At 63.9% G+C, this 19,316-nt stretch carries 18 protein-coding genes; 15 read left to right on the top strand and 3 right to left on the bottom strand.

Annotated elements, in window-relative coordinates; all coding sequences use genetic code 11:
- Nucleotides 1–107: 107 nt before the first annotated feature.
- From M727_RS0121250 to M727_RS0121180, 15 genes are all read left to right on the top strand, one after another.
- Entirely contained in the window at nt 108–1,721 is a 1,614-nt protein-coding gene (locus M727_RS0121250) for an extracellular solute-binding protein (RefSeq protein WP_027154360.1), read from the top strand.
- A gap of 77 nt (nt 1,722–1,798) precedes the next feature.
- Entirely contained in the window at nt 1,799–2,659 is an 861-nt protein-coding gene (locus tag M727_RS0121245) for a carbohydrate ABC transporter permease (RefSeq protein WP_027154359.1), read from the top strand.
- Entirely contained in the window at nt 2,656–3,633 is a 978-nt protein-coding gene (locus M727_RS0121240; protein ID WP_027154358.1) for a sugar ABC transporter permease, read from the top strand. Before M727_RS0121245 ends, M727_RS0121240 begins: the two co-directional genes overlap by 4 nt.
- Nucleotides 3,630–4,718 carry an ABC transporter ATP-binding protein gene (locus tag M727_RS0121235; protein ID WP_027154357.1) on the top strand — a complete coding sequence of 363 codons (1,089 nt, stop codon included), beginning with the start codon at nt 3,630–3,632 and terminating at the stop codon, nt 4,716–4,718. Before M727_RS0121240 ends, M727_RS0121235 begins: the two co-directional genes overlap by 4 nt.
- Nucleotides 4,719–4,918: 200 nt before the next feature.
- Nucleotides 4,919–6,010 (top strand): ABC transporter ATP-binding protein, encoded by a 1,092-nt coding sequence (locus M727_RS0121230; RefSeq protein WP_027154356.1) that lies wholly within the window; start codon nt 4,919–4,921, stop codon nt 6,008–6,010.
- Nucleotides 6,011–6,045: 35 nt separating this feature from the next.
- Nucleotides 6,046–7,158 carry a Gfo/Idh/MocA family oxidoreductase gene (locus M727_RS0121225; RefSeq protein WP_036262925.1) on the top strand — a complete coding sequence of 371 codons (1,113 nt, stop codon included), beginning with the start codon at nt 6,046–6,048 and terminating at the stop codon, nt 7,156–7,158.
- A gap of 26 nt (nt 7,159–7,184) precedes the next feature.
- Nucleotides 7,185–8,099 (top strand): sugar phosphate isomerase/epimerase, encoded by a 915-nt coding sequence (locus M727_RS0121220; RefSeq protein WP_027154354.1) that lies wholly within the window; start codon nt 7,185–7,187, stop codon nt 8,097–8,099.
- 25 nt (nt 8,100–8,124) lie between these two features.
- On the top strand, nt 8,125–9,066 hold the full coding sequence (locus M727_RS0121215; RefSeq protein ID WP_027154353.1) for a substrate-binding domain-containing protein: 942 nt from the start codon (nt 8,125–8,127) through the stop codon (nt 9,064–9,066).
- Nucleotides 9,067–9,127: 61 nt separating this feature from the next.
- Nucleotides 9,128–10,132 (top strand): ABC transporter permease, encoded by a 1,005-nt coding sequence (locus M727_RS0121210; protein WP_236376860.1) that lies wholly within the window; start codon nt 9,128–9,130, stop codon nt 10,130–10,132.
- Entirely contained in the window at nt 10,129–10,911 is a 783-nt protein-coding gene (locus tag M727_RS0121205) for an ATP-binding cassette domain-containing protein (RefSeq protein WP_027154351.1), read from the top strand. Before M727_RS0121210 ends, M727_RS0121205 begins: the two co-directional genes overlap by 4 nt.
- 16 nt (nt 10,912–10,927) lie before the next feature.
- On the top strand, nt 10,928–12,109 hold the full coding sequence (locus tag M727_RS0121200; RefSeq protein ID WP_027154350.1) for an aldose 1-epimerase family protein: 1,182 nt from the start codon (nt 10,928–10,930) through the stop codon (nt 12,107–12,109).
- Between the two features lie 91 nt (nt 12,110–12,200).
- Nucleotides 12,201–13,289 carry a fatty acid desaturase family protein gene (locus M727_RS0121195; protein ID WP_027154349.1) on the top strand — a complete coding sequence of 363 codons (1,089 nt, stop codon included), beginning with the start codon at nt 12,201–12,203 and terminating at the stop codon, nt 13,287–13,289.
- Between the two features lie 43 nt (nt 13,290–13,332).
- Nucleotides 13,333–13,647, top strand: a complete 315-nt coding sequence (locus M727_RS0121190; RefSeq protein ID WP_027154348.1) for a MocE family 2Fe-2S type ferredoxin — start codon at nt 13,333–13,335, stop codon at nt 13,645–13,647.
- 38 nt (nt 13,648–13,685) lie between these two features.
- Nucleotides 13,686–14,486, top strand: a complete 801-nt coding sequence (locus tag M727_RS0121185; RefSeq protein ID WP_027154347.1) for a 3-methyl-2-oxobutanoate hydroxymethyltransferase — start codon at nt 13,686–13,688, stop codon at nt 14,484–14,486.
- 240 nt (nt 14,487–14,726) lie between these two features.
- Entirely contained in the window at nt 14,727–16,163 is a 1,437-nt protein-coding gene (locus tag M727_RS0121180; protein ID WP_027154346.1) for a DHA2 family efflux MFS transporter permease subunit, read from the top strand.
- Between the two features lie 230 nt (nt 16,164–16,393).
- On the opposite strand, the gene M727_RS0121175 is transcribed toward M727_RS0121180, so the two are convergent.
- Genes M727_RS0121175 through M727_RS0121165 form a run of 3 tightly spaced genes read right to left on the bottom strand, consistent with a single transcriptional unit; the run spans nt 16,394 to nt 19,307 of the window.
- Nucleotides 16,394–17,281, bottom strand: coding sequence for an amidohydrolase (locus M727_RS0121175; RefSeq protein WP_027154345.1), 888 nt, complete (start codon nt 17,279–17,281; stop codon nt 16,394–16,396).
- Complete coding sequence (locus tag M727_RS0121170; RefSeq protein WP_198032673.1) at nt 17,281–18,357, bottom strand: VWA domain-containing protein; 1,077 nt, start codon at nt 18,355–18,357, stop codon at nt 17,281–17,283. Before M727_RS0121170 ends, M727_RS0121175 begins: the two co-directional genes overlap by 1 nt.
- 53 nt (nt 18,358–18,410) lie before the next feature.
- The gene (locus M727_RS0121165) at nt 18,411–19,307 is read right to left on the bottom strand and encodes a MoxR family ATPase (RefSeq protein ID WP_027154343.1); all 897 of its coding nucleotides are present in this window, start codon (nt 19,305–19,307) and stop codon (nt 18,411–18,413) included.
- Nucleotides 19,308–19,316 lie beyond the last annotated feature (9 nt).

The following is a 19,316-nucleotide window of genomic DNA, read 5'->3' as shown; positions in this document are numbered from 1 at the left end:
GTTGTGATTTGTTTTGATTATTTATGATGTTGACAGCCTTCCCCCGGTGCCGTCAATATCCATCATGAGGGCCGTGGAGGAACAAGGCCCCCGAGGGAGGAGTTCCAATGTCTGATATGATCCGCATGTCGCGGCGCCGTCTGCTGGCGTCCGGTGGAAAGGCGGCCGTGCTTGTTGCCGCCGCAGGTATCGCGCCGAAATTCATCCGCCCCAGCCGCGCCTATGCGGCCGATGCGCTGGCGCCGGGCATGATCGGCGGCCCGACCGGCTTCGACGGCTCGGAGCGCTATCAATATGGGCCTGACACGCCGGAAGGCCGCGCCATCGAGGCGGCCAAGGCGATGAAGGGGGCCGGCAAGGCCCCGGCCAAGATCGTGCTTGGCCTGTCCGACGGCTCGATCGGCCAACTGACGCAGCAATTTCCCGCCGGCGCGCCCTCGATCAAGGATCTGTGGGAGAAGGAAACCGGCATTCCGATCGAGATCGTCGGCGTGCCGAACGGCCAGGAATTCACCAAGACGATGCAGGACATCTCCACCAAGGGTGGGGCCTATGACATCTACGCGGTGGAATGGAACCGTCTCGGCGACCTCGCCGAAACCGGCGGCATCCTGAAGCTCGACGACTTCGTCGCCCAGTACAAGCCGGAATGGGACGACCCCGAGCGCGGCTATGTCGACGGCGCCAAGGGCGTTTCGCTGCTCAACCAGTATCGCGGCTCGACTTATGGCGTGTCGCTGGACGGCGATTTCCAGACCTGGGTCTATCGCACCGATCTGTTCGGCGACGCGGCCGAGAAGAAAGCCTTCTCCGACAAGCATGGCTACGAGCTGGCGCCGCCGAAGACCTGGAAGCAGCATGACGAGATCGCCGCCTTCTTCCAGCGGCCGGACAAGGGCCTGTTCGGATCGACCGATCTGCGCAACCAGGGCTGGGGCTACACCAACTGGTATCAGCGTTATGTCTCAATGGCTTCGCCCAATCAGTTCCTGTTCGACGACAGCGGCAAGCCGCTGATCAATTCGGAGCAAGGCGTCGCGGCGACCAACGAGTACATCGCCTCGCTGGCCCATCATTCGCCGGATGCGATCTCCTGGGGCTGGCCGGAGCAGTACGGCAATTTCGCCAAGGGCGGCGCCGCGATGACCTGCGCCTTCTCCAACCTGCCGAAATTCCTCGACAATGCCGGCAACAAGGATTCAGCTGTCACCGGCAAGATCGGTTCGATGCTGCCGCCCGGCCGCGAGATCGACGGCAAGCTGATCAGCCGCTCGGTGCTGTGGCTCAATCTGTCGGCCTCGGTCTCGTCGCAGGCCAAGAATCCGGAGGCCTGCTACCTGTTCCTGCAGTGGCTGGGTTCGAGCCGCATCTATGCCTGGATGGCCGCCAATCCGGGCGGCTATTTCGATCCGTTCAGGCTGTCGGATTTCTCCGACCCGCTGGTCCGCCAGACCTATCACGCCTACCACATGGATGTGGTGCGTGAGACGGTCGCCCGCACCGTCCCGACCATCAACTATCCCGGCGCGACCGCCTTCCATAACGCGCTGGACGAGAACCTTGTCGCCGCACTGACCAAGGCCAAGACCGCCGAGCAGGCGATGGCCGACACCGAGGCGGAATGGAAGAAGATCGCCCGCCGCACCGGCGAGGAGAGGCTTCTCGAAGCCATCAAGACCAACAAGGAGGCCTGGCCCACGGTTCTCGATCCGGTCAGCTGATCCCCCTCCCAGGATCCGAATGGAGGCGAGGAGTTTGCGCTTCGCCTCCGCAAACGATGGACCAGCAAAGCGGCAAGATGAAGCGTTCCGTTCCCTTCGAAATATTCCGCTATGCAGCGATCCTTGCGGCCATCGCAGTGACGCTGGTGCCGATCCTGTGGATGGTGTCGATGGCCTTCAAGCCGATCGCCGAATGGTCGGCGACCGGCGCCGAGCTGACCTGGTGGCCGAAGGACCCGACGCTCAGCAATTTCCGCTTCGTCTTCGGTGAATCGACCAACAACCTGATCGTCGCGCTCGATCGCACCGCCCTCAAGCCGATCCTGTCGTCGCTGCTGTCGGCCACCTTCGGAACGGCGATCGCCATGGCGGCGGGCACCGCGGCGGCCTACGGGCTGTCGCGCTTCGGCTCGGGCCAGAACCTGCCGCTGGCGCTGATCCAGCTCCGTCTGTTTCCGCCGATGGCGGTGATGACCCCGGTGATGATCATGTGGGCCTTCCTCAACTTCACCGACAGCTGGTGGGGGCTGTCGCTGATCTACGGCATCGTCACGCTGCCCTTTGCGTTCTGGCTGATGAAGACCTTCTTCGACGACATGCCGCGCGAAATCGAGGAGGCGGCGCTGGTCGAGGGCTGCTCGCGGCTGCGCGTCTTCACCCGCATCACGCTGCCGATGATGCGCGCGCCGCTGGCCAGTGCAGCGCTGTTCGTCTTCATCCTCAACTGGTCGGACTATCTGATCGCGCTGCTTCTGACGACGCGCGAATGGGTGACGGTCCCAGTCTACATGGCCTCGCTGTCCTCCTCGATGACCGGGCAGCTCTATGGCGCCAAGGCAGCTCTCGGCCTGATCGCCGCGGTGCCGCCTGTGATCATGGGTATCGCCATCCAGCGCCATCTGGTGCGCGGGCTGACCTTCGGGGCGCTCAAGCAATGAGCGCCGCGACTGCCGCAATTTCGGAGCAGGCCCCCATCCCGGGAGACAACAGCGACCCGGCCCAGGCAAAGCCGGCTTTGCGTGACGAAGGGGCAAAGCTCGGTTTCCGGCTGACCCTGCCGGCGCAGATCCTGGTGCTGTTCATCGCGGTCTTCCCGCTCTTGATGCAGCTCTATATCAGCCTGACCGACTGGTCGCCGCTGTCGGGCCTCGGCTGGTGGAGCGCCTGGTCGCTGTGGAACAATTTTGCCAACTACACCGACCTTGCCGCCGACGCTCGGTTCTGGAGCGCGTTGAAGCGCACGGCCATCGTCATGATCGTCTGCGTGCCGGCGGAATTCCTGCTCGGCCTGGCGCTCGCCACGCTGTTTGCCGACGAGTTTCCAGGCAAGCGGATCTTTTATTCGATCCTGCTGATGCCGATGATGGTGGTGCCGGCGGTGGCCGGCTACATGTTCTTCATGCTGTTCCAGTCGGGCGGCCCGGTCAACGACATCCTGTCGGCGCTATCAGGCTTTCCCGTCACCATCGCCTGGCTGTCGGACCCGACGCTGGCGCTCATCGCCGTCATGGTCGCCGATATCTGGCAGTGGACTCCGCTGATGTTCCTCATCCTGCTTGCCGGCCTGGTCGGCGTGCCCGAAGACCAGATCAAGGCGGCGACGCTGCTCGGCGCCAATCCCTGGCAGCTCTTCGTCACCATCGTGCTGCCGAAGATGAAGACGATCATCATCATCGCGCTGGCGATCCGAGTGATCGAGAACTTCAAGATCTTCGACACGCTCTACATCATGACCGGCGGCGGTCCCGGCGTCGCCACCGAAACCATCTCCGTCTATATCTACAAGCTCACCACCCAGGACCTGATCTGGGGCTATGTCGCGGCGATCGCGCTGGCCATCCTGATCGTGCTGTCCATCGCCGCGGTGTTTGCCATGAAGCGCATGGCCCGGGCACGCGAGGTGACGGCATGAGCGCCATCCACCTGCAGAACCTGGTCAAGAAGTTCGGCGACTTCACCGCGCTGAAGACGATGGATCTTGCCATCGCCGACGGCGAGTTCATGGCGCTGCTCGGGCCGTCGGGCTGCGGCAAGTCGACGACGATGAACATGATCGCCGGCATGGAAGAGCCGAGCAGCGGCAAAATCCTGTTCGGTGAGCGCGATATGGCCGGCGTGCCGATGGGCCGGCGTGGCGTCGGCTTCGTCTTCCAGAACTACGCGATCTTCACCCATATGAGCGTGCGGCAGAACCTCGCCTACGGCCCGAAAATGCGCGGCGCGCCAAAAGCCGAGATCGACCGCCGCGTCGGCGCGATTGCCGAGATGCTGCAGCTGACGCCGCTGCTCGACCGCAAAGCCGACCGGCTGTCGGTCAACATATTGCAGCGCGTGGCGATCGGCCGCTCGGCGATCATGGAGCCGGCGATCTTCCTGCTCGACGAGCCGCTGTCCAATGTCGATGCCGCCTTCCGGGCGGTGATGCGGACCGAGCTGAAGCAGCTACAGCGGCAGTTCCGACAGACCATGGTCTATGTCACCCACGACCAGCTCGAAGCGATGACCATGGCCGACCGCATCGCGGTGATGGACCACGGCGTGCTGCAGCAAGTCGGCACGCCGTTAGAGGTCTACAACAATCCGGCCAACGTTTTCGTCGCCGGCTTCATCGGTGCACCGGGCATGAACCTGCTGAGGGGCAGGCCGGCGGAAAGCGACCGGGGCCTGGTCATCGACCTCGGCCCGCTCGGTGTCACGCCGCCGCTGCCGGACAATCTCGCCGCGGCGGTGAGGGCCGCGCGCGGAGATGTGCTCTACGGCTTTCGGCCGGAGCAGGTGATTCTCTCAGACCGCGGCCTGTCGATGCCGATAACGTTTTTCGAGCGCATCGGCGCGCGCACCATTGTCCATCTCGGCCAAGGCGAGAGCGCGGTGAAGGCGGTGTTCGACAATGATGTCGGGCTGGCGATCGGGCAGACAGCGGTTGTCGCGCCGGCCGCGCAGTCGGTGCGCGTCTTCGACGCTGGCACTGGTCGCGCCATCAAGGCGGGAGGCTGAGATGCTCGTACAAATATCTCTACGTCGGCGCCGCCCCTCACCCTTACCCTCTCCCCGTATAGTGACGGGGAGAGGGAGGCGCCGGCGTTGGAGCTTCACCCTTCTCCCCGTCTCTATACGGGGAGAAGGTCCCGGCAGGCGGATGAGGGGCAGCGCCAACGCCGGTAGTCTGTCCGCAACCAGCGAAGCGGATTAAGACCATGGCCGATATCGTCTTCCGCAATGTGACGAAACGCTATGGCGACACGCTCGCCGTCGATGACGCCTCGTTCACTGTCAACGACAATGAGTTCTTCTGCTTCTTCGGCCCGCCGCTGTCCGGCAAATCCACAATACTGCGCTTGGTGCTCGGACTGGAAACCCCCGACACCGGCGAGATCCTAATCGGCGGCCGGCCGGTCAATACGGTGTCGCCAGCAGAGCGCAATGTCGCCATGGTGTTCCAGAACCTTGCGCTGTTTCCGCATATGAGCGCGCGCGACAATGTCCGCTTTCCCCTGGTCGAACGCCGGGTCGCCGAGGCCGATATCGTAAAACGTGTCGATGACGTCGCGGCCAAGCTGCATATCGGCCACATCCTGCACAAGCCGCCGGCGCAGCTTTCGGGCGGCGAGCGGCAGCGCGTGGCGATTGCCCGGGCGCTGGTGCGCGACCCCAATGCCTATCTGATGGACGATCCGATCTCGGCGCTCGACGCCAGGCTTCGCGAGGAGACGCGCGTCGAGCTGAAGCGCATCCAGCGCGAGCTTGGCAAGACGCTGATTTATGTCACGCACGACCAGGAAGAGGCGATGTCTGTCGCCGACCGCATCGCCATTCTGGAAAACGGCAGGATCAGGCAGACCGGCGCGCCGGCCGAGATCTATGATCGGCCGGCCAGCACCTATGTCGCGCGGCTGCTCGGTTCGCCGATGATGAACATCTTGAAGTCGGTGCGCTACGCGGAAGGCATGGAGGCGGCCGAAGGCACGATCCGCATCGCGGACAAGGCCGCGCCGGCCGATGCCGTCGAGATTGGGCTCAGGCCGGAAGACATCAAGGTCCGGCCCTGGCAGGATGGGGAAATATCGGATGATGGAATGTCGGTTGGGCGCGCGGGCCGCCCGGCGCGAGTGTTCGAGGTCGAGCCGCTCGGCGGCTACACCGTGGTGACCCTCGCTGCCGGGCAGGCGCGTCTGCGGGCACTGCTGCGCGGCCAGCCCGATATCAGGCCGGACGCGATGGTGGCGATATCCTGCGAGCCGGGCAGGGTGCATTATTTCGGGCAAAGCGGGGGAGCGCTGGCACGATGACAGCGGTTCTAAGGAACGAGCTTCGGGAGGATCAGATGGCAAGCGGAGTAATAGCGGGCAACGGCTTCGAGCCGGACGTTGAAGTCCGCACCAGGGAATACAGGATCGGCTGCGTTGGCGCCGGCATGATCATGGCCGAATGTCACCTTGCCGCCTACAAGGAAGCTGGTTTTCCGGTGGTGGCGATCGCCTCCAGGACCAAGGCCAGCGCCGAGAGGGTCGCCAGGCGCTGGGAGATCCCGACCGTCCACGACACGCCGGAACAATTGATCGAGGACAAAAACGTCGAGATCATCGACCTTGCGTTTCCGCCGGACCAGCAGCCGGAACTGATCCGCCATGCGCTGAAGCAGCAGCATATCAAGGCGATCCTGGCGCAAAAGCCGCTGGCGCTGTCGCTCGATGAAGCGGTCAAACTGCGCGACGAGGCGGCCGGGGCCGGCAAGATCCTCTCGGTCAACCAGAACATGCGCTACGACCAGTCGATGCGGGTGCTGAAGCAGATCATCGACAGCGGCGCGCTCGGCGACATCGTCTTCGCTCAGATCGACATGCACGCAATCCCGCACTGGCAGACATTTCTCGAGGACTATGACCGGCTGACGCTCGCCAATATGAGCGTCCACCATCTCGATGTGCTGCGTTTTCTGTTCGGCGATCCCGACGAGATCACCACGCTGACGCGCAAGGATCCGCGCACGCGTTTCGACCATTCCGACGGCATCACAGTTTCGACGCTGCGGTTTCCGTCCGGCGTGCTCGCTGTGTCGCTGGAGGATGTCTGGTCCGGCCCGCGCCAGGACGGCTACAAGGACGACCAGCATATCAACTGGCGCGTCGACGGCACCAAGGGCGTGGCCAAGGGCACGATAGGCTGGCCGACGGGTTCGGCCTCGACGCTGACCTATGCCTCGACCGAGACCACCGGCGGTGAATGGGTCACCCCTAGCTGGAGCACGATGTGGTTCCCGCACGCCTTCATCGGCGTGATGGAGCAACTCCAGCATGCGGTCAAGACGGGTGAGCGGCCGGCACTTTCCGTCGCCGACAACGTCAAGACCATGGCGCTGATCCAAGCCGGCTATCGCTCGATCGACGAGGGCCGCACGGTCAAGCTGTCCGAAATCTCGATAAACACAATCAACTGAGTCGATTACAGGGAGAACTTCTTATCATGATGCAGGCAGGTATCTTCACGGGCTATTTCCCGTACGGCCTCAAGGAAACCGCGCAGAAGATCCGCGCGCTCGATTTCAACACGGTGCAGCTCGACCTGCATTTCAGGGATATCGACCTGTCGGTCGGGCAGATCACCAAGGAAAAGGCCAGGACAGTTCGCGACACGTTTCGCGACCATAACCTGCCGGTGTGCTGCGTGTCGGGCTACACCAACATCATTCATCCGGACATGGGCGAGCGCGAGAGGCGCGTCGGCTATCTCAAGGAGATCATCCGCAATGCGCGCGAATTCGGCACGCCTTACGTGATCTCGGAGACCGGCACCTACAACACCGAATCCGACTGGGTGCACCATCCCAAGAACAAGACCGAGGAAGGTTTTGAGGAATGCCGCAAGGTCATCGCCGATCTTGCCCAGACCGCCTACGACCACGGCGCGGTCTTCCTGCTCGAAACCTATGTCAACAATGTCGTCGGCTCGGTCGAGGAGACGGTGAAGATGTTCGCGCAGGTCGATCATCCCGGCCTCGGCCTGTTGATGGATCCGACCAACTATTTCGAGACCCATAACATCGACAGGATGGACCAGATCCTGAACCAGGTATTCGACACCCTGACCGACAAGATCAAAATAGCCCACGCCAAGGACGTCAAGCGCTCGGGCGGCGACAAGTCGGAGAAGCACGCCGATATCGGCGACGAGGACGCGCTGGAAAGCCACACCTTCCGCGGCGTCGGCGAAATCGAGCTGCCGGCGCCCGGCCTCGGCTCGCTCAACTACGATCTCTATCTCAAGCGGCTGTCCGAAAAGCACCCGAACATCCCGGTCATCATTGAGCACCTTTCCGAGGACGACGTGCCGCGCGCCAAGCAATTCCTCGACGAGAAATTCCGCGCCAACGGACTGTGACGGCCACAACAAAGGGAGGAAGAGAATGTTGAAATTCGTATCGAAAATCGCGGCTGCGGCGACCGTGTTCGCCGGTGTTGCACTGGCTGCACCGGCGCTGGCGCAGGATGCTCAGAAGACGTTCTACCTGCTGTCGCATGGCGGCCCGTCGGACGCCTTCTGGATCGACTGGAATGCCGGCGCGACCAAGGCCTGCGACCAGCTCAAGGTGACCTGCAAGATCTCGTTCAGCGGCGGCGACATGGCGGCGCAGAAGGAGGCCTTCAACTCCGCACTTGCCGCCAAGCCGGACGGCATCGCCACCACCTCGGCGCAGCCCGGCCTCTGGACCGAGGAGGTCAAGGCAGCCAAGGCGGCCGGCATCCCGATCGTGTTCTTCAATACCGACGATCCGGCGACCGGCCGGCGGGCCTATGTCGGCGCCGACCTCAGGCAAGCCGGCGTCATCTGGGCGAAATATCTGGTCGACCACAAGATGGTGAAGCAGGGCGACAAGGTGTTCCTGCCGGTCGAGGTGCCGGGCGCCAGCTATCAGCAGCTCGAGACCGAAGGCATCGCCAGCGTCTTCGATCCGCTCGGCATCAAGTACGACGTGGTCGATTGCGGTACCGATCCGGCCGGCATCATCGCCAAGATGACCGACTACATGGTCGCCAACAATCCGCCGGCAATCATCGCGCTCGGCGATTCCGTGGCGGCCAGCGTCAAGCGGGTGTTCGACGGCGCCGGCGTGCCGGCTGGCAAGATCCCGGTCGTCGGCTGGGGCAATTCCCGGGAAACCGCCGAAGCCGTCAAGACCGGGTTCGTCAACGCGGCTGCCTGGCAGTTCCCGTCGGCGCAGGGCTTCATGCCGGTGGCGCTGCTCGGGCTTGCCGCCGCGGGCGAACCGATCGGCTACGATATCCACACTTTCAGCCTCTACGACGCATCGAGCGTCGAACCGATCCTGAAACTCTACGACAAGTGATTGAAACTGACGCCCGTTGCGCAGGCGGCGGGCGTCACCCCGAGATATGGTCCAAGCAGTCATGACTATTGCCGCAGAACAGGAAATGCCGCGCTCCAAACGCAGGTCGAGCCTGATCCGCTCGCCGCAATTCTCTTCGCTCGTCATCCTGATTGTCCTGCTGGCGGTGTTCGCGATCGCCGATGCGAACTTCCTGTCGCCGCTCAACATCTCCAACATGATGGCGTTCCTGCCCGAACTCGGCATCATAGCGCTCGGCATGACGCTGCTTCTGACGGCGGGCGAGTTCGATCTTTCGGTCGGCGCCGTGTTCGGTCTGGCGCCGGTCGTCGTTATGCTGCTGGTGCAGAACGGCGGGTTCGATATCGGCATCGCGCTGCTTGCCGGCCTGCTGCTCTGCATAGCGATCGGTGCGGTCAACGGGCTGATCGTCACCAAGATCGGCATCTCCTCGTTCCTGGTGACGCTGTCGATGCTGCTCGTCGTGCGAGGTGCTGCGCTCTACATCACGCAAGGCTTTCCGCTGAAATCCTGGGACCAGCCTGGCTTTTTCGTGACACTGCTGGCCGGCAGCTTCAATATCGGAACGTTCCGTTTCTATACCTCGCTGTGGTGGTTCATCGGCCTGTCGCTGCTGGCGATCTACGTGCTGCACTACGCCAAGCTCGGCAACTGGATCAGCGCCATCGGTTCGAACCGCAACGCTGCGGTGGCGCGCGGCGTGCCGGCCGATGCGGTCAAGGTCTGGCTGTTCATCCTGACCTCAGTGCTGGCGGGTCTGGCCGGCATGATCAGTGCGTTCCGCATCTCGGCCGCCTCGCCGGTAGCCGGTACCGGATACGAGCTTGAAGTGATCGCCATGGTGGTGGTCGGCGGCACGGCGCTGACCGGCGGGCGCGGCACCATCCTGGGCACCATCGTCGGCGCGCTGATGCTGCGCAGCATCCGCAACGGCATCGTGCTGATCGGCGTGCCCGGCCTCGCCTACAATATCTTCGTCGGCGTCATCATCCTTGCCATGCTCATCCTGCACGCTTTGCTGCAGAAGAACGCCGCCAGGAGCTGACCATGGAAGTGCTTCGGCTGCACAATCTGCAAAAATCCTTCGGCAGCGTCCGCGCGCTGAAGAGCGCCTCCTTCACCCTCAACGAGGGCGAGGTGGTGGCCTTGCTCGGCGACAACGGCGCCGGCAAATCCACGTTGATCAAGGCGATCTCCGGCGTCTTCCCCGTCGACCGCGGCGACATCTATGTGCGCGGCCTAAAAGTCTCGATCCGCTCGACGCGCGACGCCATGGATCTCGGCATCGAGACCATTCACCAGGACACGTCGCTGGCGCCGGACCTGAGCATCGCGCGCAACCTCTTTCTCGGTCGCGAGCCGGTCAATCTGAAATGGCTGGGCGTGTTCGCGCCGCTCGACCTCGCCAAGCTGCGTGATGCCGCCGCGGCACTTTTGAAGCGCGTCGGCATCTCGAAAAAACTCGACGCCGATGCGCTGGTCAGCACGCTGTCGGGCGGTGAACGCCAGTCGATCGCCATTTCGCGGGCCATGCAGTTTGCCGCCAAGGTCATCATCCTCGACGAGCCGACCAACAATCTCGGCGTCGAGGAAACACACGGCGTGCTGCGCTTCGTCAAGGAGGTGCGCGCCGCCGGCCATTCGGTTCTGCTGATCACCCACAACATCCATCACGTCTTCCAGGTCGCCGACCGCGTTATCGTCATGCGCCGCGGCGAGATCGTCGCCGAGCAGACAGTCGCTGATACCGACCTGCTGACGGTGGAGAGCATCATCACCGGCGCCGACATGTCGGCCCTGCTCAAGGAGACGAGGGCGAAGTGAAGGAACTGGCCGTCACATGGTAGAGCTTTACGGTAAGACGCTTTCGCGCCGGCAGGTCTCGGAACGGTCCGGCATGCTGTCGCAATTCGCCGGCGTGCGGCTGATGACGCTTGGCGATGGGGTGGAGCGCGGCATCCGCATGCTCGAATTCCGCACCGGCTCCGGCCTGCGCTTCACCGCGCTGGTCGACCGGGCGCTCGACATCGCCGATTGCGATTTCAAGGGCCAAGCAATCGGCTGGCATTCGCCGAGCGGCTTTCGCCATCCCGGCCTGCACGAATATGAAGGCGAGGAGGGGCTGGCCTGGGCGCGGTCGTTTTCCGGCCTGCTGCTGACCTGCGGCCTTGACCATATATTGTTCATGAACGAGGTACCCGCCGACAGCTACAACTATCCACCGAAGAAGACGGTGCGTCATTCGCTGCATGGCCGCGTCAGCACCATCCCGGCGCGATTGACCGGCTATGGCGAGACATGGGACGGCGACCGCTGCGTGCTGTGGGCCGAAGGCATCGTCCAGCAGTCGACGGTGTTCGGCGAGGATCTGCATCTGCTGCGGCGGATCGAGGCCGATGTCGGCGGCAACGAGATCCGGCTTTCGGACCGCGTCGTCAATCACGGCTTCAGCCGCACGCCGCATATGTACTTTTATCACATCAATGTCAGCCATCCGGTGCTCGACGAGGGCTCGCGCTACCTGGCGCCGATCCGCGACGTCGTCTGGGCGGGCCATGCCGGCGAGCGCTATGAAGCGCAGAAGGTCGGCTACCGCACGGCGCCGGCACCGCAACTGGGCTTCACGGAACAGGTCTGGCAGCACGAACTCGGCGCCGACGCCAACGGCGACGTGCCGGTGGCGGTGGTCAACGACCGTCTCGGCCTCGGTCTCGAAGTCGTCACGCGCAAGGACCAGTTGCCTTGCGCCTACGAGTGGCAGAATTTCCAGGCCGGGCATTATGCGCTCGGCATCGAGCCGTCAACGCATCATGTGCTCGGCAATCTGGCGGCGCGCGAGCGCGGCGAGATGATCTGGCTGGAGCATGGCGAAAGCCGTTCGTACGAAGCGGTGTTTCGGGTTCTCGACGGCGCCGGCGAGATCGCCGGCGCCGAGAGCCGGATCGCAGCGATTGCCAGGCAGCCGCGGGAGGATTATCCGCGGCCATCGGGTCATTTTCCTGTTCTCGGAGGCAGGTCGTGACAATGGCGAAGGCGATGCGAAACACCAGTTGGAAGGCTGGCCTCGGCCGGAGTGGAGAGGGCTCGCGGCCGTTCGGAAATTGGAGGTCACAATGGCTGGCAAGGTGAAGCGCGATTACAGCCTGGTCGGCGAAGGCACGCGGATTGCGATCGAGACCGGGCTAGCCTCGGCGGAGTGGTACCATACCGATGTGCCGCGCAAGACGATGAAGGAGCTGATGCAACGCTCCGACAGTCCGGCAATCCGCGACACGGCCATCTGGCTGGGCGCCATCCTGGTCTCCGCCGCCGGCGGCGTTTACTTCTGGGGCACCTGGTGGTGCGTGCCGTTCTTCTTCGTCTATGGCGTGCTCTATGCCTCGGCCAGCGATTCGCGCTGGCACGAATGCGGCCACGGCACGGCTTTCCGCACGCGCTGGATGAATGATGTCGTCTACCAGATTGCCAGCTTCATGCTGATGCGCAACCCGGTGACCTGGCGCTGGAGCCATGCCCGCCACCACACCGACACCATCATCGTCGGGCGCGACGCCGAGATCGCCGTGATGCGCCCGCCGGACCTGCTGCGCACCGCACTCGCCTTCACTGGTATCCTCGACTTTCGCTATTCGCTTCCGGCACTGGCACGCCAGGCGTTCGGCAAGCTGACGCCGGAGGAGAAAAGCTACGTGCCCGAGATGGAACAGCACAAGGTCGTCATCGCCGCGCGCTGGCATGTCGCCATCTACATCGCCACAATCGCGCTCGCGCTTTTCATGCAGTCGTGGATACCGCTGGTGCTGATCGGCGGGCCGCGCCTCTACGGCACCTGGCATATGGTGCTGACCGGCCTGCTGCAGCACATCGGCCTGGCCGACAATGTCGTCGATCACCGGCTCAACTCCAGGACCGTGTATATGAACCCGATCAGCCGGTTCATCTACTGGAACATGAACTACCACGTCGAGCATCACATGTTCCCGATGGTGCCCTATCACGCGCTGCCCAGGCTGCACGAATTGATCAGACACGATCTGCCGGAGCCGAACCCGTCGATGTGGCATGCCTATCGCGAGGTTTGGCCGGTCCTGCTCAGGCAGCTCAAATACGAGGACTATTTCCTCAAGCGCGAGCTGCCGCCGACGGCACGGCCCTATCGTGGCGAGTTCCACGAAGTGAACATGTCGGCAGCGGCGGAATAGCACTGCGCAGCACAGCAAGTCGAAATTTCGGGAGCAAATAGAGATGGCCGATTGGGTCGAGGCGTGCCCTGTGGACGATGTCGACGAAGAGGATGTCATCCGCTTCGATCATGCCGGCCGCAGCTTTGCGATCTACCGTTCGCCGGATGACGAATTCTTCGCCACCGACGGCTTTTGCACACATGAAAAGGCGCATCTGGCCGATGGGCTTGTCATGGACGACATCATCGAATGCCCCAAGCACAATGGCCGCTTCAACTACAAGACCGGCCAGGCCAAGGGCGCGCCGGTCTGCGTCAATCTGCAGACCTATCCGGTGAAGGTCGAAGCTGGCAAGGTGATGGTCCAGATCGCCTGACCGGCCTTCCATTCACGTAACATAGGGGACCAGAATCGATGAGCCGGAAAAGACCGACGGTGGCAGACCTGCGCGCCATGAAGGGCAAGCGGCAATTGACCATGCTGCGGGTGTTGACGATGGACGAGGCCGAGGCCGCCGAACGAGCCGGGGTCGACATAGTCTCGGTGCCGCCGGAACTGGTGCTCGATCCGCAATACCGCGATGCCGCACCCAGCCTGTTCACCATGCCGGGCGACAATTTCTACGAGATCGGCACAGCCGACGATTTCGTCCGCTGGGCGTTCCGACTCTACAAGGCGAGCGCCGACGCGGTCTATTGCAGCGCCGGCTTTGCCACTGTCAAACGGCTGGCCGATGACAATATCCCGGTGATCGGCCATGTCGGCCTGATTCCGTCGCGCGCCACCTGGACCGGCGGCTTCAAGGCTGTCGGCAAGACCGCCGACAGCGCCATGCAGATTTTCGAGGCAGTCAAGCAATACGAAGCGGCCGGCGCGATCGGGGCCGAGATCGAAGTGGTGCCGGTCGAGGTGGCCAAGGCGATTTCGGAGCGAACCTCGCTGATCATGCTGTCGATGGGGGCCGGCACCGGCTGCGACGCGCAATATCTGTTCGCCGACGACATCCTTGGCCAGAACCGTGGCCACATGCCGCGCCATTCCAAGGTCTATCGCAATTTTGCCGCCGAATATGACCGCCTGCAGGCGGAACGCATCGCTGCCTTTTCCGAATATGTCGCCGACGTCAACAGCCTGGCCTATCCCGAAGACAAGCATGTGGTGCATATGGACCCGGCTCAGCTCGGTCAGTTCATGGAGAAGATCGACGCCGGATGAGATGCTCCGGCCAGGACCTGCTGTGACCTTCTCCCACAACAAGGGGAGAAGGAAAGGGCGCTGCTCGCTACACCGGCCGATATACCTTCTCTGCCGTGACTGGTCGCGAAACGACACGAAAGTTAGTTGGGCCATGTCTGGACGTCGTCGCCCAAATGCTGTTCAAACCGGTGCGTCATCGATTTGCCGGACAATCGCCTGGTCCCAGTGGCGCGGGAAACCTTTCGTACAGTTCTGCGCATGACCGCCATTCCCGAAAACAAAGCCTTGCCCGAAACCGCGACGGCGGCGCGGCAGGCGCGGCGCGTGGCGCTGATCGTCGCCGTCGCCTTCTTCATGCAGCTTCTGGATTCGACGATCATCTCGACATCGCTGCCGCAGATGGGAGAATCCTTCGGCGTGCCGGCAGTGGCGATGAGCATCGGCATCACCGTCTACATGCTGACCATGGCGGTGTTCGTGCCGCTGTCCGGCTGGCTCGCCGACCGCTTCGGCGCGCGCAACATCTTCCTCGTGGCGATCGCCCTGTTCACGCTGGCCTCGATCGCCTGCGGCATCTCGCAGAACCTGACCCAGTTCGTCGCCGCGCGTGCCGTGCAGGGCCTGGGCAGTGCGCTGATGACACCGGTCGGCCGCATCCTGGTGCTGCGCAACGCCTCGAAGTCCGAGCTTCTCAACGCCACCGCGCTGATCACATGGCCGGTGCTGTTTGCGCCGGTGATCGGGCCGGTGCTTGGCGGATTCATCACCACCTATCTTTCCTGGCACTGGAATTTCTTCATCAACATTCCGCTCGGCGCGGCCGGCCTGGCGCTGGTCGCCCGCTTCATTCCCGGCGACCGCGCTTCCGAAACCAGGCCGCTCGACTGGCCGGGCTTCCTTGTGACCTCGGCCGCGCTCGCCTCAATGCTCTACGGCCTCGAACGCATCGCCCATCCGCAAGACGGCGCCTTGCCGACCGTGGCGCTGCTTGGCGCCGGCGTCCTGATCGGCTGGCTGGCCGTGCGGCACCTGGCGCGCGCCAAAAATCCGCTGCTCGACCTTGCGGCATTCAAGGTGCAGACTTTCGCCATATCGACGCTGTCGGCTGGCACCATTTTCCGGGTCTCCATCAACGCCACGCCGTTCCTGCTGCCGCTGCTGTTCCAGGTCGGGTTCGGCCTGAGACCCGTCGATGCCGGCATGCTGATCCTGGCTTATTTCCTCGGCAATCTCGGCATGAAGACGGTGACGACGCCGACGCTGAAGCGCTTCGGTTTCCGTTCGGTGCTGGTCGTCAACGGTGTGATCGCATCGCTGTCGATCATGGCCTGCGCGGCGATATCGCCGCAGACACCGCAAGTGCTGGTGGTGGCGCTGATGCTGATTGCCGGACTGACGCGGTCGATGCAGTTCACCGCGCTCAACACGCTGGCCTTCGCCGATATCGCTTCGGCGCAGCGCAGCTCGGCGGCGACGCTGTCCAGCATGCTGCAGCAGGTGGCGATGCTGTTCGGCGTGGCGGTCGCCGCGGCGCTGCTCAACCTGTCGCAGATCGCCAGGGCCGGGGCGGCGCCCGACCTCGTCGACTTCCGCCTCGCCTTCCTGGCGATCGGCGCCATCGGGCTCGCGGCTTCGTTCCGCTTCCTGGCGCTGCCGCGGGCCGCCGGCGCCGAGGTTTCGGGCCATCGGGCGTGACCTTCTCCCCTTGTGGGGCCCGAAGGGCGGGCGAGGCCCGTGACTCGCCCCGGGNGGTGGATCGGCGCGTAGCGCCGAGACGGATGAGGGGTGCTGGAAGAAACGCGGCGCGCAAAATTGAGGAATTTTAGGTGCTTACGTCTTGGAGGCAGCGATCCTTCCAGCACCCTCATCCGACCTCGCTTCGCGAGGTACCTTCTCCCACAAGGGGAGAAGGAGAGGTCAGCGCGTCACACCGGCCGATACACACGCTCCGCTGTGTTCCAAAAGATATCCGCCTCTGCGGGGGCACCATGCTTGGCTGCCGCCTCCCGGTGCGCCTTGATCAGTTCGGCGTGGCTGGTCCACAGCTTTTCGATCGGGAAGTTGGAGCCGAACATCAGACGGTCGCTGCCGAGGATGTCGATTGCGTTGTCGACGATGTAGGCGATCAGCGCCGGGTCGTTGCGGTGGACGAAGGTGCCGAGGCCGGACAGCTTGGCGTAGAGGTTTGGCGCTGCTGAAAGCGTGCGCAGGCCGGCCTTCCAGGCTTGCGTGGTTTCCTCCGACATGTCGGTCAGCATGCCGGCATGGGTGAGGATGAAATTGGTCTCGGGATTTTCGCCGACAAGCGTCAGCCCGTCCTTCATCTGGGCCGGGAAAAGCTGCAGGTCGAAGGACAGACCATAATCCTTCAGCCGCGCCACATTGGCCCGCACCTTCGGGTCGACGACCTGATCGGCGGACGCGGCAAAACGGAAGGCCGGCGTTTCGTGCCAGTGGAGTTGCATGCGCACGCCGCGCAGCAGGGGGTATTTGATCAGTCGGTCGACCTGATGGCGCACGTCGTCCACCGTCATGTCGGCATAGCCGACGATGGCGTGCGGCCAGCCGGTTTCGTTAGCCGTCGTCTGCAGGAAGGCGACTTCTTTCTCGAAATCCTCCTTGGCCCAGTTGGTCTGGACATAGACCGCCTTCTCGACATCAGAGCCTTGCTGGTCGGCGAGGAATTCCTCGATCGGGTAGTCGCGTCGGATCGGCTCGTAGGGACCGAAGATGCGCGGCACCATCGGCCCGCGCAGCCAGGGCTGATACTCCTGGCGCCAGATGTGGAAATGCGCGTCGATCGCCTTTTTCATCATGAAACCCTTTTCCAGATTGCTGCGGCCGCCGGAGCGGGGCGGGCGAGCGACAGGATGAAATCGCTGAGAGCGGCGATCGATGAGCCGTCGACCAGATCGTCCAGCACCGGCAGGATGGCGCGAAGTGCTGCCGTCGCCGGCTGAAAACGCGGATCGCCGGCCAGCGGCGTCGCCAGCGACAGCCGGAAGGCGCGGGCGCTCAGCCGGTGCATCGCCATTTCAAGCTCGGCATGGTCGCCGCGCTCCAGGGCATCCGACAGGATGACCACCGCCGCGCCGCGTGTAAGTGAGGAAAAGCGCGGCACCGACAGGAAGGCGAGCAGCGTCGGTCCCATGCGGGTGCCGCCATCCCAGTCGTCGACCAGTGCTGCCACGCGGGCGAGCGCTTGGTCGCGGTCGCGAATGCGCAGCGCCGTGGTGATGCGGGTCAGCCGCGTGCCGAAGGTGAAAATTTCAGCCCGGTCCGCGCCTTGCACCGCCGCATGCGCCAGCTTGAGATAGTCCGATGTGTAGAGCTTCATCGAGCCGGACACGTCGATCAGCAGCAAAAGCTTGCGCGGCACGGTCTGCCGGCGGCGCAGCAGCGGCGACGGTATATCGCCGTCGGCACTGACGATTTCGCGCAGCGAGCGGCGCAGATCGAGCTTGCCGCGCGCGTGCGTGCGCACGGTGCGGAAGGAGCGACGGGCGGGCAAAGCGGTAGCAAGTTTGCGGCGGAAGGCGGCAAGGCCGTCGCCGTCACGCTGGAAGTCGCGGGCGCTCAACTGTTCGGCGCCGGACGATAGCGCGCCGCCTTCCTCCTGGCGCGCCACCTCGTTCTCCTCGTCGCTGGCGCCGCCGTCGTCCTTGATGCGGGTTTCCTCGTTGGCCTCGCCTTCGATGACGGCCGCGGTGTTGCCGTAGAAATAGCTCCGGAAATGCGCCTCGAATTCGTCGCGGCGGTCGGGCGGCGGCGCCAGCGTGGCAAGGGCGGCCTCGTGGATGTCGGCCATCGAGCGGGGCCCGAGCAGCGTCACCGCCTGCATGAAGCCTGACACCTGCTCGGGTGCAATCGGAAAGCCGTAGCGGCGCAGCAGCCGGCCAAAGCCGAGCAAGGGTGCAGCCGCCCGGGGTAGGGCCGCGGGGCTCACGCCAATGCCTCCTCGACGATCCGGCCAAGCTCGGGCGCGATGTAGGACAGGTCCTCCTCATCCTTGATCAGCACGCCGATGGCGCGGCGGAACGCTTCCGGCCACGGGCTGCCGCCTTTCTCGAGGATGGTCGCGGCGTTGGCCCATTCGACCGCTTCGGCGATGCCCGGCGGCTTGGCCAGCGGGCGGGCGCGGATGTCGCGCACGGCGGTAGCCACGGCGCGCGCCGTGGCGTTGGCGACGTCGCTGGCGCGCAGCATGATGATTTCGGCCTCGCGCTCCGCGTCGGGATAGGTGATCCAGTGGTAGACGCAGCGGCGTCGCAGCGCCTCCGCCAGTTCGCGGGTGCGGTTCGAGGTCAGGACGACGATCGGCTGCGATTTGGCGTGTATAGTGCCGCGCTCGGGAATGCTGATCTGGAAATCGGAAAGGAATTCCAGCAGCAGCGCTTCGAACTCATGATCGGAACGGTCGATCTCGTCGACCAGCAGCACGCGCTTTTCCGGCGCCTTCAGCACCTGCAGCAGCGGCCGCGCGATCAAAAAACGGTCGTCATAGATGTCGACCTCATGCTCGCCGGCGTGGCGGATGGCGAGCAACTGGCGCTGGTAGTTCCATTCGTAGAGCGCGTGTGCTGCGTCGATGCCTTCATAACATTGCAGCCGCACCAGGTCGCGCCCGAGCAACTCGGCTATCGCCTTGGCCGCCTCGGTCTTGCCGACGCCGGGCGCGCCTTCGAGCAGCAGCGGCTTGCCCAGCCGGATCGCCAGGAAAATGGCGGTGGCCAGGCTTTCATCGGCCAGATAGCGCGAGGCGGCGAGGCGCGATGCCACCGCCTCCGGCGAGATCACGACAGTGTCGGCGCTTCCAGTCCGGGCGCTTCTTTTGGGCATTTCCAGCAC

The organism is Mesorhizobium sp. WSM2561 (genome assembly GCF_000513915.1).
GTDB classification, from domain to species: Bacteria; Pseudomonadota; Alphaproteobacteria; order Rhizobiales; family Rhizobiaceae; genus Mesorhizobium; species Mesorhizobium muleiense.
Note: the sequence above shows the minus strand (reverse complement) of the source record. Positions and strands in the feature narration are given on the sequence as shown.